General features: G+C 35.8%; 14 protein-coding genes and 1 pseudogene. 13 read left to right on the top strand and 2 right to left on the bottom strand.

Features of this window, described 5'->3' with window-relative positions:
• Positions 1-202 precede the first annotated feature (202 nt).
• The 5 genes from UGRO018_RS13880 to UGRO018_RS13860 all read left to right on the top strand — a co-directional run bounded on the left by UGRO018_RS13880 (position 203) and on the right by UGRO018_RS13860 (position 7,308).
• Positions 203-889: a LytR/AlgR family response regulator transcription factor gene (locus tag UGRO018_RS13880; RefSeq protein WP_416327093.1), complete on the top strand. Its 687-nt coding sequence runs from the start codon at positions 203-205 to the stop codon at positions 887-889.
• Positions 890-898: 9 nt separating this feature from the next.
• Entirely contained in the window at positions 899-2,170 is a 1,272-nt protein-coding gene (locus tag UGRO018_RS13875; RefSeq protein WP_416327092.1) for a sensor histidine kinase, read from the top strand.
• 94 nt (positions 2,171-2,264) lie between these two features.
• Positions 2,265-4,217: a BglG family transcription antiterminator gene (locus tag UGRO018_RS13870; protein ID WP_416327091.1), complete on the top strand. Its 1,953-nt coding sequence runs from the start codon at positions 2,265-2,267 to the stop codon at positions 4,215-4,217.
• 82 nt (positions 4,218-4,299) lie between these two features.
• Positions 4,300-5,868, top strand: a complete 1,569-nt coding sequence (locus tag UGRO018_RS13865) for a PTS transporter subunit EIIC (RefSeq protein ID WP_416327090.1) — start codon at positions 4,300-4,302, stop codon at positions 5,866-5,868.
• Positions 5,869-7,308 (top strand): glycoside hydrolase family 1 protein, encoded by a 1,440-nt coding sequence (locus UGRO018_RS13860; protein ID WP_416327089.1) that lies wholly within the window; start codon positions 5,869-5,871, stop codon positions 7,306-7,308.
• 79 nt (positions 7,309-7,387) lie between these two features.
• Here UGRO018_RS13860 and UGRO018_RS13855 read toward each other — a convergent pair whose 3' ends face one another.
• Together UGRO018_RS13855 and UGRO018_RS13850 are read right to left on the bottom strand one after the other, a co-directional pair.
• A complete protein-coding gene (locus UGRO018_RS13855; RefSeq protein WP_416327088.1) occupies positions 7,388-8,179 on the bottom strand; it encodes a DeoR/GlpR family DNA-binding transcription regulator in 792 nt (263 codons plus the stop codon).
• A gap of 21 nt (positions 8,180-8,200) precedes the next feature.
• On the bottom strand, positions 8,201-8,992 hold the full coding sequence (locus tag UGRO018_RS13850) for a hypothetical protein (RefSeq protein WP_416327087.1): 792 nt from the start codon (positions 8,990-8,992) through the stop codon (positions 8,201-8,203).
• 239 nt (positions 8,993-9,231) lie between these two features.
• On the opposite strand from UGRO018_RS13850, the gene ulaG reads away from it, so the two are divergent.
• The 8 genes and pseudogenes from ulaG to UGRO018_RS13810 all read left to right on the top strand — a co-directional run.
• Positions 9,232-10,290, top strand: a complete 1,059-nt coding sequence (gene ulaG / locus UGRO018_RS13845; protein ID WP_416327086.1) for an L-ascorbate 6-phosphate lactonase — start codon at positions 9,232-9,234, stop codon at positions 10,288-10,290.
• A 14-nt stretch (positions 10,291-10,304) separates the two neighbouring features.
• Positions 10,305-10,760, top strand: coding sequence for a PTS sugar transporter subunit IIA (locus UGRO018_RS13840; protein WP_416327085.1), 456 nt, complete (start codon positions 10,305-10,307; stop codon positions 10,758-10,760).
• A 34-nt stretch (positions 10,761-10,794) separates the two neighbouring features.
• Complete coding sequence (locus tag UGRO018_RS13835) at positions 10,795-12,273, top strand: PTS ascorbate transporter subunit IIC (protein ID WP_416327084.1); 1,479 nt, start codon at positions 10,795-10,797, stop codon at positions 12,271-12,273.
• Between the two features lie 51 nt (positions 12,274-12,324).
• Positions 12,325-12,624, top strand: coding sequence for a PTS sugar transporter subunit IIB (locus UGRO018_RS13830; RefSeq protein WP_416327083.1), 300 nt, complete (start codon positions 12,325-12,327; stop codon positions 12,622-12,624).
• A gap of 67 nt (positions 12,625-12,691) precedes the next feature.
• Positions 12,692-13,726, top strand: a complete 1,035-nt coding sequence (locus tag UGRO018_RS13825) for a hypothetical protein (protein WP_416327082.1) — start codon at positions 12,692-12,694, stop codon at positions 13,724-13,726.
• 11 nt (positions 13,727-13,737) lie between these two features.
• On the top strand, positions 13,738-14,439 hold the full coding sequence (araD, locus tag UGRO018_RS13820; protein ID WP_416327081.1) for an L-ribulose-5-phosphate 4-epimerase: 702 nt from the start codon (positions 13,738-13,740) through the stop codon (positions 14,437-14,439).
• Positions 14,405-15,280, top strand: a complete 876-nt coding sequence (locus tag UGRO018_RS13815) for an L-ribulose-5-phosphate 3-epimerase (protein ID WP_416327080.1) — start codon at positions 14,405-14,407, stop codon at positions 15,278-15,280. The genes araD and UGRO018_RS13815 overlap by 35 nt, the downstream gene beginning before the upstream one ends.
• 14 nt (positions 15,281-15,294) lie before the next feature.
• Positions 15,295-15,678: pseudogene (locus UGRO018_RS13810) on the top strand (transketolase); the annotation flags it as partial.

The raw sequence follows: 15,678 nt of genomic DNA, 5'->3' as shown, positions 1-15,678 counted from the left end.
TATAGAGACTTTGAATTTCTATGGTTATTATAAAATAAATAAAAATGAGATACCATATCGCCATACAGATATGGTCATTTTTTAATGAAATCCGGTAAATAGTAATTGTGGAATGTCAAATATCTTTTAAAAAAAGATATGTCCTGAGTTTAATTCGTGATAAAATTATATTTAAAATGAAGAAAGATATGGAGTGATGTATATGTCTAATATAAGAGTTGCATTAGTTGATGATGATCTGAATTTTCTAATAATGTTGAAAAATGCTATACTATCTTATTTTCCTCAACTTGAGATTGATGTATATGAAGAAACTAATCCAAACTTTTATAAGTGTACTTATGATGTTTATTTTCTTGATATAGATATGAAAGAAAATGGTCTTATGGTAGCCCAGCGACTAAGAGAGCAAAAAGGTGAACACATATATTTGATTTTTGTGACATCTTATGGAACATTGAGTAGTGATGGTTATCGGTTTAAAGCATTTTGGTTTATTGAAAAAGAGCGATGGGAAGAAGTATTACCAGAGGTTTTATTAGCATTAAAAACAGAATTAATGAAACAAATGCTTGCCATTCGTAATGAAGATAAGAGGTATATATTTATAGAGCTTGATGAAATTTTATCGATAACAACATTAGGTAATCAAGTTTTAATAAAAACCAATGGTTCAGAATACGTGACTTATGATAGTATAAAAAAAATGATGGAGAAAGTACCAAATACAACCTTTTATAAAGTTCAATCTGGAGCGATTGTAAATATACATAAAATTCGTAGCTTTGATAGAAAAACAGGAGAGCTGATCTTATGTCAAGGAGATAAGTTTTTTGTGAGCAGAAGATTACGTACACCGCTTTATCAGGCGTTAAAAGTTGGAAAGTAGGATATAGATATGAATACTCAAGTCGCTATCGTATGCCAAGCTTTATTTTATCTTTTAGAAGGATGTACTGTTTGTTATGCATGCCATGTTTTTTTACATTGTAAAAAACAATGGGCTCATAAAATCGTATATGTCGGAATTGTTTTCTTGTATCCACTCACTCAAATGATACCTGTAGTTGAACAATATAGCTATGACGTTATGTTAATGATAGGATTATTATTTGGTGTGTTATGTCATACGGACTGTTTGTATAAACGACTGTTAATTCCCTTGATATTTCAGGAATTTATATATTCCTTTCATTTATTTTCTTTGACTGTACTGGTTTATTTATATCAACATGGTGTGATCAGTGCTCAAGATTCAGCGTTAGCTTTATTTCTTTCCATGATGATTTGTATCATAACGATGTGTTTGATAAGAAAAAAGAGACAGAGCTTACCGGATCTAAATCAAAAAGAATGGAAAGTGTTATTTTTGCTTGGCTGTTTTTATCAGATACTGCTTTTACTGAACACCTATTCTTTAACAAAACATCATATGGAAATTACATATGAATTCTTCATACAGGAATTGATGATGCTATCTTTTTATTTTCTGTTTTTATATTTTTATGTCAGTATGATAAAAATAAAGAAAAAAGAATTTTTAGATCAAATCAATGGATTAAATGAACGCTTATGTAACATGATGGATAAGCAATTAAAAGACAGCTATGAGGATAATCGCAAAATACGGCATGATTTAAAAAATCACATCGTGATACTTCAACAATACTTGAATCACCACCAAATAGAAGCGGCAAAAGAATATCTTAAAAAAATCAATCGTATGATTGGCGAAGCTGATGTAATTTATACAGAGAATGAGGCCTTAAATTATATTTTAAATACAAAAATCATGCGAATGAAGGAGGAACAGAAAAAGATAAGTGTAAAGATATATGACAGTCTTAACTTTTTAGATCCCTTTGATATCGCTACGATTTTCGGTAATCTATTAGATAATGCATTAGAGAATTGTGATACACAGGGATGGATCGATCTTTGGATAGGAAGACGCATGGATGAAGTCGTCATTGAAATTAAAAATTCTTGTAGTGAAGTACCTGTTGAAGCATCTATGAGCATAAGTAAAAAAGGCGAGGGTCATGGATTTGGAATTTCCAGTGTAATTGCATGTGTAAACAGAAATAAAGGTCATTATCAGTATTCTAAAGATAAAAATGTGTTTACGTTTTACATTAGTTTTCCAAATAAAGGTTCTATTATAAAGTAAATGTATGGTTTTCTTTATTTGATAATAATGGAAGAATTTCCACTTTACTCACTCCTTATAACCGTTATAATATAAGAGAAAGAGGCTGGTAGAAATGAAAAACAATCGTATGATACCCTTTGTGAAATTAATGATGCAACAAAATGATTATATGAAAAGTGAAGAGATCATCAAAAGTTTATCGATTAGTGCACGTACGCTTCGTGATGATTTAGCAAAATATAAACAATATTTCCAAGACCATGGTATCGTGATCGAATCAAAACATGGTACAGGTTATCGACTTGTTGTTGTGGATGAAAACAAATATTATGATTTGATCACAAAGCTGTTAAAGGAAGAAGAGGATGCACAACGTCTATTACCTGTATATCCTGAAGATAGAATCACCTATTTGATCAAGCTGTTTTTAAGCACGAAGGAATATGTGAAACTGGATGATATCGCAGATCAGATGTTTATCAGTCGTTCTACGCTACAAAGTGATATGAAGGAAGTCAAAGAACGGTTACAGTTTTTTCATATTGATTTGATCAGTAAGCCGGGTCATGGGTTGAAAATCGAAGGTAGTGAAATGCATTTACGTTCTTGTATCTCACAATACTTTTTCCATACGGAAACCATGGATGATTTGTTTTTAAAGCGTAATCATATGGATGCTCAACAAAGTCGCATTCGAGATATTTTGTTTGATACCTTAAATGAGACTGATTTCCGCTTAACTGATATCGGCTTTCAAAATCTTATCATACATATTTCCATTGCTTTGTTAAGGATACACGAACCAATTAAGGATAGCTTAGATTATGGTGAATTGAAACAAAACAAAGAGTACCAGATTGCACAGCAGTTAATTCATCGTATCAATGAGGCTTTTGATGTTCATCTAGAGGAAGTGGAAACTTTCTATATTACGATTCACCTTATGGGAAAAAAGACCATGCAGTATCATAAGGAATATGCGATTACCCAGGAAATAGAGACGCTTTTAGAAAAGATTTTTAAAACGATCATGATACAATATGGTTATGATTTTTCAAGTGACTTTGAATTATATACCGTACTTGCATTGCATTTTCAACCGATGTTAAATCGCCTTCGTTATGGTTTGATGATACAAAATCCTTTGTTAGATGAAATCAAACAGGAAAATACGGCTGCTTTTGAAATTGCGGTATTAGCCGCACAAGTAATTGAAGAACAAATGTCATTTTTATTAAGTGAAGCTGAGATTGGTTATCTTGCATTACATTTTGCACTTGCAATGGAACGGGTGAATAAACAATATCAAAGAAAGAAAAATATCTTGATCGTCTGTGCAAGCGGGGCGGGAAGTTCCCAAATATTATTATATAAAATAAAACAACGCTTTAAGGATTATTTAGATAAGACAACGGTCATTGAATTATATAAATTAAAAACCATAGATCAGACACAATATGATTTGATTCTATCTACCGTGCCAATCCCATTCACTACTTCTATACCGGTGATACAGGTACAATATTTTTTAAATGGAAAAGATGCGGCGGCAGTCTATGATGCTTTGAAAAAAGAACCTGAGGAAATGTCTTTTGTAGATGCCTATTTTAAAGAAAACCTGTTTTTTAAAGATATCAAAGGAAAAACAAAAGAAGCGGTTCTTCATGAAATGATTACTCGTTGTGCCTTATTTGTTCCTTTACCAAAAGGATTAGAGGAATCGATTTTAGAAAGAGAACAATATGCCTCTACTGAGTTTGGAAATATGGTCGCCATGCCTCATCCAATGAAGGCAATGATGGAAACACCATTTGTGGCAGTGGCTGTTTTACCTAAACCCATACGTTGGCATAAGCAACAAGTGCGTTATGTATTTTTGATGTGTATGAGTCAAGAGGTAAATGATCAAATTCATTTATTTCATGAAACCATTTCTGCTTTGGTATTTGATAAAAACAATTTACAACGTTTTGAAAAAGATATGAGTATCAAACAACTGAAAGGTATTTTAAATCAAATCGTAGAAGAAGAATCAAAGATGATGGAAGATGATATCTTTCGCTAATATCTGCCACTTTACTTGTGGCAGTTTCTTAACTTCAAGTATATGATGGATATCCCTATAATAAAGGTGAGGAGGAGCTAATGTGAATGTTCTGTTATGTTGCTGTACAGGCTTTTCTACAAGTATTATGGTAAAAGCCATGCGAGAAGAAGCATCAAAAATGGGCAGAGCTGATATCAAAATCGCATCTGTTGGAACGGATCAGGTTTATGAATATATCCAACGTGCAGATGTAGTTTTAGTGGCGCCACAGCTTGTTCATGAATATGAACATTTAAAGGCATTAGCGAAAGAAGCTGGTATTTGTGTTTATCTAATCGATCATTATGACTATGGTAACATGGATGGCAAGCGAGTACTCCAACAAATGCTCTTACAGAAAGAGCGAGAAGATAGGGAGGAAATAAAAATGGATAAGGTTTCTTCATTCATTGAGGCGAAATTAATGCCAATTGCCGCTAAGGTAGGCAGCAACAAGATTTTAACGATCATACGTAATGCAATGTGTGCAACAATGTCACTTTTGATCATTGGTAGTATCTCTATATTATTAACTAGTTTTCCGGTAGAAGCGATTGCGAATTTCTTAGCACCGGCAGCACCGTTTCTAAATGCAGTATATAATTGTACCACAGGTATGATGGGATTATTTACTGCAGCCAGTATGGCTTATTATAGCGCAGTAGAATATAAGACGGATATATTTTCCAGTATTATAACATCCATTGCGGCATTTCTTTTAACACAAATTACACTAGAGGGAGAATTGAATATTGCGGGATTAGGCTCTACCGGTTTATTGACCGCAATGGTTATTGGGTTTGTGACAGTAAAGGTGTTGGATTTCTTTAAGAAAAAACATTTGGTGATTCGTATGCCGGCAGGTGTTCCTGAAGCAGTAGCAGAGTCATTCTCATCATTGATACCTGCAGTTTTGATCTTAATGGTATTTGGTTCTGTCTCATTGATTTTCGGCTTTAATATCAACGATGTGATTTCAAAGATCATGTCACCGCTATCCTTTGCGATCAATACACCATGGGGTTATGCAATCTATCATATGCTTTGTGGATTGGTATTCTTCTGTGGTATCAATTCTGCTGTTGTCATCGGTGTCGTACAAGCGTTCATCATGCAAAATGGCGCAATGAATGAGGCAGCTTTCAAAGCAGGAGAAACCATGCAATATGCCGCAACATATGCGACAGATACCATGATTTGGGCAGGTGGTACAGGAGCTACTATCGGTTTGGTCTTTTTGATGGCTGTGTTCTCTAAAAGTAAGACTTATAAAACCATCGGTCGTATGTCCATTGGTCCTGGTATCTTTAATATCAATGAACCTGTTATCTTCGGTACACCGATCTGTTTTAATCCGATCTTCTTGATTCCGTTTGTGTTGTTGCCAGGTGTTCTTGCATTTACAACTTATATCTTGATGGATAGTGGTATCATCGCAATGGCAAATGTCGCTATGGTACCTTGGACACTTCCACCAGTTGTCATTGGTTGGGTCATGTCCAATGGCGCAATGTCAACCGTTATCTGGTCCTTGATTCTAGTTATCATTAGTATCGTTGTTTATTATCCATTCTTTAAAATGGCAGATAAACGCCAATATTTAAGTGAAATGGAAGGTGAAACAGAATAAATGAAAAACTTAACGTTCCCAAAGGATTTTCTATGGGGTGGCAGTATAGCTGCTCATCAATGTGAAGGAGCTTACCAAGAAGATGGAAAAGGCTTAGGTATGATGGATCTTGTCACAACAGGAAGCTATGAAACACCTCGTCATATTTCAAAAGAAATAGAAGAAGGTTATTGTTATCCTTCTCATACGGGTATTGACTTTTATCATCGATATAAAGAAGATATCAAGCTATTTGCGCAGATGGGATTTAAAGCACTGCGAATCTCTATCGATTGGTCAAGAATTTATCCAAATGGGGATGATGAAACGCCAAATGATGCCGGGTTACAATATTATCATGATGTAATCGATACATTATTGGAATATGGAATTGAACCTATGGTTACCTTATATCATTTTGAAATGCCGATGCATGTAGTAACGCATTATCAATCTTGGTTGAAAAGAGATACCATTGCGCTTTATCTTAGATTTGTGAAAACGGTAGTAACCTCCTTCAAGGGAAAGGTACATCATTGGATCACCTTCAATGAAATGAATCATATCGACCCAACCAGCGAAGTTACCGATATCTTTACTTATATGATTACCGGATTGAAGTATAGTGAATTAGAAGATAAGAAGCAAGCATTGGCATTGTTGGGATATCATATGACATTGGCCAGTGTCAAAGCAATTCCTATCATTAAGGAAATCGATCCGGAAAATAAAGTAGGATGTGTATTCGGGATTACTCCATATTATCCTAAGACGTGTAAACCAGAAGATGTACTTATGGCATTTAAGGCAATGGATCGTGATTTCTATCAGATAGATGCGATGTGTAATGGATGCTTTCCGCTTTATAAACAAAAAGAATATGAAAGAAACGGGATTGATATCTCTATCACAAAAGAAGATGAAGAAGCATTCGCAAAAGGAACATTAGATTATATCGGTTTGAACTATTATGCAAGTGAAGTGATCGCTGATCAAAGTGATGAAGTAGATAAGACATCCTATTTCGGTGGATTAGAAAATCCATATTTAAAACGTTCAAACTGGGGTTGGCAGATTGATCCTGTCGGGTTACGATATTTATTGAATTATACATATCATCGCTATGGATTACCAATCATTATTACAGAAAATGGGTTAGGAGCCAATGATGTAATCAGTGAAGATGGAAGCATTCATGATGATTATCGAATAGAATATCTCAATGCTCATATCAAATGTATCATGGACAGTGTAGAAAAAGATGGTGTTGATTGTTTTGGTTATCTCATGTGGGGACCAATTGATCTTGTGAGTGCAACCACAGGAGAGATGAAGAAGCGCTATGGTTTTATCTATGTGGATAAACAGGATGATGGTACAGGAAGCTATGAACGAACAACTAAAGATAGCTTTGATTGGTATCAACATGTCATTGAAACGAATGGGAAAAGCATCATGTAAAGAATAAGGATATTATGGTTTTGTAGAAAAAAAGGTAAGATCACTCAATTAGTAGTTAGGATTGAGGATACTACCTTTTTTATTTTTCATCATAAGTAAACAAAGGATCTAGCGCAATTGTTTGAATACCCGCATGTCTGAATTCTTCAAGCTGTTCTTCATTGACTCTTTTATCCGTAATGAGATATTGAAATGCATTGACATCTGCGGCGATAAACTGATGAACATTACCGATCTTAGTGTAATCACCTAGTAAAAAGACAGAACCCTTACAGCGATTGATCATTGTTTCATTGATCGATACCTCTTGTAAGATCGCTGTGCTCATTCCCGCATGTATATCAAAACCACTACATCCCATAAAGCTTTTATTCGCAGTCACACGGTTTAAATTATTTAAGGCGAAATCACCTACCATTGATTCCTTTGGAATACGCAATTCACCACCACTTAATACAATAGAAACTAATGGGTCATGATCCATAAAAATTGCCTTTCCATTGTTTGTGATAACGGTAACACGTTTTCCACGAATGTATTTTAATACCAATAATGCGGTTGAACTTGTATTGATAAAGATGGTATCGCCTTCTTCTACATATTGTGCTGCATATTTTGCGATTGCATGCTTATAAGGCTCATTATTTTCATGGATTTCATCATTATCTACAAAGGATTGAATGAGTCGAGCACCACCATAAAAGCGTTCGATTGCGCCTTGTTCCTCCCAGTATTGAAGATCCCTTCGAATAGTTAAAGGGGATACGGCAAGCTCTTTCGCTAAATCTTCTACATCAACTCTCCCTAACACTTGAATTTTGGCCATTACTTTTTTACGTCGTGTATCTACGACCTCTTTATTCATTTTCATAAACGATCCTTCTTCTTTTTTTTATTGATTTCTTAATGTTTCTGCTTTTTGTTTCATTATAGCATTTCCGCCTAATGAAATCACGTGATCAAGGCATTCATCTGCGTGTTTTTTATCTTTTAATACAAGATATAGTTGCGCAAATTGATAATAATAATGCATCAACTCTCGATGATTCATATTCTTTGTGTTAACATTTTGGAAAGCTTTTAAGCTCTTTTTATAATCCTTACAAGAAAATTGATAAATAGCTTCTATGAATTCCCAGTTATATAAAGGAGAGATTTTGGTACCTTTTACCTTGATATCCTTTAACTTCATGACACGTTCATATTGTTGTTTGGTTTTTGTACGATTCTGTAGAAGGAAATAAGCATAAAATTTTGTGTAATCAAAAACCAATAGATTATCCATAGAATTATGGAAAAATTTATGGTCTTTTTCCAATGTATTTAAACATTCCATTGGCTTCATCTGATCTGCATAATATAAGGTATCGAAAATTAGCTCTGTTTTACGATATCCTTTGAAAAAATCTTTTTTGATCAATTGATCGAATTGTTGTTTCGCTTCTTCCGGTTTTCCATCCATATTTAATAATGTGATAGCTTTGGTATATAGATGGCGAAGGTATTCAGACCATAATGCAATACCTAATATGACAGCGATGATGATAAGGTAACAAATTTTTCCTTCTAATTGTGGGGTTTGCGTCATTTGATAGATGCTATAACCGGTGAAGGCAAGATAAATTGCAGCCATGATAATATTACGAACTTGTGGAGTAAATGATACACGTTGAGATAAACTCATAAGGAACACCTCTTTCTTTACACCTATATTATATGAACGTTAAATCAGAAAGTCAATATAATAATTCATAAAAACAATCATAAATTAAATGAATACGATTACAAATTTTTAAATCGTTCATATAAATTTAAGAATATTCATAAAATAGTATTGAAACGATCCCAATCATGCATTATCATATGGGTGTACAAAGAAAACCTAGGTTGAAACAAGAAAACGAAACAAGGAGTGAAGAACATATGAGTAAAGTAGATGAAATAACAAGAGAATCCTGGATACTTGGAGCCTTCCCAGAATGGGGTACTTGGCTAAATGAAGAAATCGATCAGGAAGTAGTAGAAAAAGGAACGTTCGCAATGTGGTGGATTGGCTGTACCGGTCTTTGGATCAAAACAGAAAATGATACCAACATCTCCATTGATTTATGGTTTGGAAACGGAAAGAGAACAAAAAAGACAAAAGAGATGGCTCCATTTCATCAGATGAGAAATATGACAGGTGGTCGCATGACACAACCGAATTTGAGAGCGGCTCCGATCGTATATGATCCATTCGCTGTCACAAAGGTAGATGCAGTATTATCTACTCATTATCATAATGATCATATCGATCCATTTTATGCGGCAGCAGTTTTGAAAAACTGTGAAGGTGATGTACCATTTATCGGACCTGCAAAAAGCGTAGAGAAATGGTTGAGTTATGGTGTTCCAAAAGAACGCTGTGTTACAGTAAAACCGGGTGATGTGATTAAGGTAAAGGATACGGAAATCATCGTTGTTGATAGTTTTGATAGAACTTGTCTTGTTACCAATGATGTTGATGTAAAAGGCGTATGTCCAAATGATATGGATGAAAAAGCAGTCAATTATATCATCAAAACACCAGCAGGTAGTGTTTATCATAGTGGAGATTCTCATTATTCTACTTACTATGCAAAACATGGTAAGGATTATGATATTGATGTTGCCTTAGGCTCTTATGGAGAAAATCCGGTAGGTAATCAGGATAAGATGACCAGTGTTGACATCTTACGTATGGCAGAGGCTTTAAAATGTAAGGTCGTCATTCCTTTCCATTATGATGTATGGACTAATTTCAAAGCAGATCCACAAGAGATCATGATGCTTTACAATTATAAAAAAGATGTATTACAGTACCAATTCCATCCGTTTATCTGGGATGTCGGTGGAAAATACGTATGGCCAACAGATAAGGATAAATTCCAATTCCATTATCGTAGAGGCTTTGAGGATTGTTTTACGGATGAACCAAATGTGCCATTCCGTTCTATTCTATAGGAGATGAAACGCTCATGTTAAAGGAAATCATTGAACAAAAGCATTATTGCTTTACACAAAGCTTTCAAAGCTGGGAAGATGCTATTCGTGCCAGTTATCAGCCACTTTTACAAGATGGTATCGTAGAGGATATCTACGTACAGGCGGTGATTGATTGTGTAAAAAAATATGGGCCATATATTGTGATCGTACCGAATATTGCGATGCCCCATTCAACTGAGGGAGCGAAGGGGTGCAATGGTACTGCAATATCATTTATGAAGGTTGAACAAGAAGTTGATTTTGATCCTGAAGATCCTGATAAAAAAGCAAGACTCTTCTTTTCCCTGGCTGCTGTTGATCATGAACAACATATGAATAATATTCAACAGCTCATGGATACCTTGATGAATGAGGAAATCGTAGAAGCATTATTATCCGCAACATCCATTGAGGATTTGGAAAAAATCGCAGAAACTTATGAAGCATAATGCGCTATCATGCGTATAGAGAGAGGAAAATAATATGGACTTTTTAATGAGTATATGGAATTTCTTCGCATCCAATATCTTAACTCAGCCTGCCTATTTTATAGGTGTTATGGTTTTAGTTGGTTATTTGTTGTTGAAGAAACCGATTTATGAAGCATTTGCCGGATTTATCAAAGCTACCGTTGGTTATATGATCCTTGCGGTTGGTTCAGGAGGATTGACCAATAATTTCCGTCCGATCCTAGTTGGATTAAAGGATCGTTTCAATTTAGATGCTATGGTCATTGACCCATACTTCGGACAAAACGCAGTAACAGCAGGAATCGGGGAACAATTCGGGCGAACCTTTTCTCAGGTCATGCTGTTATTGCTAGTAGCTTTCATTATGAACTTGGTTCTGGTACGTTTAAAGAAATGGACAAAGATGCGTGCCGTATTTACGACCGGACATGTGCAGATGCAACAAGCATCTACCGCTTTCTGGTTGATTCTATTCTGTTTCCCATCTTTAGGGGATACTCAAATTCTGATCGTTATGGGCTTGATATTGGGGTTATATTGGGCAGTTGGTTCTAACTTAACAGTAGAAGTAACACAAGAGTTAACAGAAGGTGGTGGATTTGCCATCGCTCATCAACAGATGTTTGGTATTGCGATCTTTGCGAAGCTCGCAGATAAATTCAAAAGTAAAAATAAAGAAACAAAGCGTTTGGATGATTTAAAATTCCCGGGCTTTCTATCTATCTTCAATGAAAATATGGTTGCGACTTCTGTATTGATGTTCTTATTCTTCGGCGCAATCCTACTTGTATTAGGAAAAGATTATCTGGTATCTATGGAATTCATGAAAGCAACAGATAATTTCTTCTTCTATATCATGACAACTTCATTAAACTTTGCGGTTTATCTTGCAATTCTACAATTAGGTGTTCGTACGTTCGTTACAGAGCTTACAAACTCTTTCCAAGGTATCAGTAATTCTTTCTTACCTGGTGCAGTTCCGGGAATCGATTGTGCTGCAGTGTTTGGCTTTGGTAGTGCCAATGCCGTTACGGTTGGATTCTTAATGGGTGCGCTGGGTCAATTCCTTGCGATCATGGTATTGTTGTTAATGAAATCACCAACGTTGGTAATCGCAGGCTTTGTGCCAGTATTCTTTGACAACGCAGTAATCGCAACCTATGCTGATAATCGTGGTGGTATCAAGGCTGCGGTTATTCTCCCATTCATTTCCGGGTTGATTCAGGTATTCGGCTCTGCATTGATTGCCGGATGGGTCGGACTTGCGGCATATGGCGGATATCTTGGAATGTTCGACTGGGCAACCGTATGGCCAGCATTCACAGTCATTATGAAATTTGCCGGTTACTTCGGAGTCGCAATCGTCGTATTGATCTTATTGGCAATTCCACAGCTTCAATATCGTAAACACCCTGACACTTACTTCCTTATCACGGAAGACTATGATGCTTACCTGGAAAAGATGAAAGAAAAAGAGCAGGCACAAGCATAAGATAACTGATATAATATAAGATAACAAAAATGTAAAGGAGATAAAATTACTATGGCTGGAAAACTAAAACTGTTAGTATGCTGCGGAAATGGTGCAGGTACAAGCATGATGATCAAATTAAATGTTGAAAAAGTAACAAAAAAGATGGGACTAGAGGTAGGAGAAATCCGACACTGTGCAGTTTCAGAAGGAAAATCTGCCGCAAGTCAATATGATATCGTATTGTGTTCTAAGAATTTTACATCCATGTTTGCGGATGCGGAAAAGAAAGGAACCAAAATCGTAGGATTAAGAAATGTGATGTCTGCGAAAGAAATCGAAGAAGGGCTGGCAGCAGCGCTGAACGGATAAAAAAAGAAATGCTGCCTAGTGCAGCTTTTCTTATACCAAAAATGATAAAAAAAAGGAGATATTACCTATGAAAATAGAGAAAAAACACCTGCAAGACATGAAGCGTTGCTATTGCGCAAGTAACATCTATATGGACAATGCCAATCATATTTTATTCGCAAGTGAAGATCCGGAGGTAGGATGTGTGATGTTTAGCGGTGATGATTTTGAAGAAAAAGAAACGATTTGGACAAAGCCCGGAGGCTGTATGTCCATCATTCCTATTCCGGGAAAAGAACATGAATTTTTAGCAGTACAAGAATTTTATTTAAAGGTATCTCCAAGTCTTGCGAAAATCGTTTGGGGTGTCTATGATGAGAAAAATGGATGGACGATCAAAGATGTATTATCTATGCCATATATTCATCGCTTTGATATCTATCATCAAAATGGGGTCAATTATTTTATTGGCGCAACGATCGCAACTACCAAAAAAGATAAGAATGATTGGAGCGTTCCAGGTAGAATATATACAGGTATCCTTCCTGATGATCCATCACAAGGGATACAACTACAAATATTAGAAGATGGCTTATATCGTAACCATGGCTATTGGCATGCGAAAGAAAACGGTAAAGATGTAGGTTATTTTGGAAGTGATCAAGGTATCTTACGAGTGATGCCTCCGGAAAGCATCGATGGAGAATGGAAAAAAGAATATATCTTAGAAGGACATATCGGAGAAATCGCAACCATTGACATTGATCAAGATGGTCAAGATGAAATTATGACGATTGAAGAATTCCATGGAGATACCATCAAAATTTATAAATGTATCGATGGTACTTATCAAGAAGTTTATCGCTATGATCATAAGATTGACTTTGCACACACCCTTGTCGGTACCAAGCTTTTAGGCATTCCAACCTTTTTAGCCGGTGTACGTCGTGAAGATGCTGAACTTTTCTATGTACAATATATCAATAATGAATTTGTTACTACCGTGATCGAAAAAGGCGTGGGACCTGCGAATTTATGTGTGGTAAATGAAGAAAATCGTGACTTGATCGTTGCGGCCAATCATACAAAAAATGAAGCGGCAGTTTATGTCGTAACGAAATAGGAGGAACTTCTATGCTGGAACAATTAAAAAAAGAGGTATTAAAAGCAAATTTATTATTACCGAAATATGGCTTGGTTACCTTCACTTGGGGTAATGTATCTGCGATTGATCGAGAACACGGCATCGTTGCCATCAAACCAAGTGGTGTAGAATATGACGATATGAAAGAAGAAGACATTGTATTGGTTGATCTTGAGGGGAATGTGGTAGAAGGCTCTTTAAAACCAAGCAGTGATTTGATGACACATTTAGAATTTTATCGTAATTGGCCAAATATCAACGGAGTGGTACATACCCATTCACGTTGGGCAACCAGTTTTGCTCAAGCAGGAAAAGATATCATGGCATTGGGAACCACCCAAGCAGATTATTTCTATGGCGCAATTCCTTGTACAAGATTGATGAGTGAAGAAGAAATTCATGGAGAATATGAATTAGAAACCGGTAAAGTCATCGTGGAAACATTCAAAGAAAGAAAGTTAAACGCTGATGAGGTACCGGGGGTATTAGTTCATAGTCATGGTCCATTTGCATGGGGAACAGATGCAGAAAATGCTGTGCATAATGCAGTGGTAATGGAAGAATGTGCCATGATGGATGCGATTGCTTCCTTATTGAAGAACAATGAAATAGAGCCGATGCAACAAGTATTATTAGATAAACATTTCAAGAGAAAACATGGACCAAATGCATATTATGGACAGACAAAATAAAGGGTACCAGCTTGGGCTATATGAAAAGGCCATGCCCTTGGATCTAAGCTGGGAGGAAAAGTTAACCTTAACAAAAGAAAGTGGTTTTGATTATCTTGAAATGAGTATTGATGAAACAGATGAAAAACTGGCAAGATTAGAATGGACAAAGAAAGAGCGTAAACAGCTTGTTGATATGATGTGGAAAACAGGGGTGAAAATCAATTCGATCTGTTTGAGTGGACATCGTAAATACCCTTTTGGTTCTCAAGATAAACAGATACAGAAGCGTTCTTTAGACATCATGGAAAAAGCAATCACATTAGCTTCTGATCTTGGCGTTAGAGTCATTCAATTAGCTGGTTATGATGTATATTATGAACAAGGATCTACCAAAACCAAGGCAGACTTTGTGGCTAATTTGCATAAAGCTGTGTTAATGGCTTCAAGTAAAGGAATTTGTTTAGGCTTTGAAACAATGGAAACACCATTCATGGATACAGTAGGAAAAGCAATGCATTATGTTAATATGATACGTTCTCCTTATTTAGGAGTCTATCCTGATATCGGAAATCTTAAGAATTCCTCATTATTGTATCATACTGCAGTCAATCAAGATGTACGAATAGGAACAGGACATTTGTTTGCGGCACATCTTAAGGAAACCGTACCGGGAAAATATCGAGAGATACCATTTGGTAGCGGACATACGGAGTTTATATCAAATATATCTGTGCTTCATGATCTTGGGGTACGACTATTTGTTGGTGAATTTTGGTATACGGGAAATACATCTTGGAAGCAAGATTTAAAGGATGCCAGTGTCTTTTTAAGAGAAAAACTAGATACTGTATTTATATAAGGGAGACGAATAGATTGAAAACAAAAGAAATCAAACAACATGCAAATCAAGTAAGAAAACACATTGTAGAAATGGTATATCAGGCACAAAGCGGACATCCGGGAGGATCTCTTTCTGCCGCTGATCTGCTAACGTATTTATATTTTGAAGAAATGGATATCACATCAAAGAATGTAGCCGGTATCGATCGTGATCGATTTGTATTAAGCAAAGGTCATGCTAGCCCTTTATTATATGCAGTGCTTTGTGAAAAAGGACTGTTACCTGAAGCTGAATTGGCTACCTTTCGTCACATCAATTCCAGATTACAAGGACATCCCAATATGCACTATATCGAAGGTGTGGATATGTCTACAGGCTCTCTTGGTCAAGGTATCTCCGCAGCTGTTGGTATGGCT

This window comes from Hoskinsella mucinilytica (assembly GCF_045223415.1).
Lineage (GTDB): Bacteria > Bacillota_I > Bacilli_A > Erysipelotrichales > Erysipelotrichaceae > Hoskinsella > Hoskinsella mucinilytica.
The sequence above is the reverse complement of the archived record's forward strand: the minus strand, read 5'-3'. Positions and strand labels throughout refer to the sequence as shown.

What these genes read in the sequence shown, in the direction of transcription:
- UGRO018_RS13880 (WP_416327093.1), top strand. Translation starts at nt 203, where the DNA reads ATGTCTAATATAAGAGTTGCATTAGTTGATGATGATCTGAATTTTCTA.
- UGRO018_RS13875 (WP_416327092.1), top strand. Translation starts at nt 899, where the DNA reads ATGAATACTCAAGTCGCTATCGTATGCCAAGCTTTATTTTATCTTTTA.
- UGRO018_RS13870 (WP_416327091.1), top strand. Translation starts at nt 2,265, where the DNA reads ATGAAAAACAATCGTATGATACCCTTTGTGAAATTAATGATGCAACAA.
- UGRO018_RS13860 (WP_416327089.1), top strand. Translation starts at nt 5,869, where the DNA reads ATGAAAAACTTAACGTTCCCAAAGGATTTTCTATGGGGTGGCAGTATA.
- UGRO018_RS13855 (WP_416327088.1), bottom strand. Translation starts at nt 8,179, where the DNA reads ATGAAAATGAATAAAGAGGTCGTAGATACACGACGTAAAAAAGTAATG.
- UGRO018_RS13850 (WP_416327087.1), bottom strand. Translation starts at nt 8,992, where the DNA reads ATGAGTTTATCTCAACGTGTATCATTTACTCCACAAGTTCGTAATATT.
- ulaG (WP_416327086.1), top strand. Translation starts at nt 9,232, where the DNA reads ATGAGTAAAGTAGATGAAATAACAAGAGAATCCTGGATACTTGGAGCC.
- UGRO018_RS13840 (WP_416327085.1), top strand. Translation starts at nt 10,305, where the DNA reads ATGTTAAAGGAAATCATTGAACAAAAGCATTATTGCTTTACACAAAGC.
- UGRO018_RS13835 (WP_416327084.1), top strand. Translation starts at nt 10,795, where the DNA reads ATGGACTTTTTAATGAGTATATGGAATTTCTTCGCATCCAATATCTTA.
- UGRO018_RS13830 (WP_416327083.1), top strand. Translation starts at nt 12,325, where the DNA reads ATGGCTGGAAAACTAAAACTGTTAGTATGCTGCGGAAATGGTGCAGGT.
- UGRO018_RS13825 (WP_416327082.1), top strand. Translation starts at nt 12,692, where the DNA reads ATGAAAATAGAGAAAAAACACCTGCAAGACATGAAGCGTTGCTATTGC.
- araD (WP_416327081.1), top strand. Translation starts at nt 13,738, where the DNA reads ATGCTGGAACAATTAAAAAAAGAGGTATTAAAAGCAAATTTATTATTA.
- UGRO018_RS13815 (WP_416327080.1), top strand. Translation starts at nt 14,405, where the DNA reads ATGGACCAAATGCATATTATGGACAGACAAAATAAAGGGTACCAGCTT.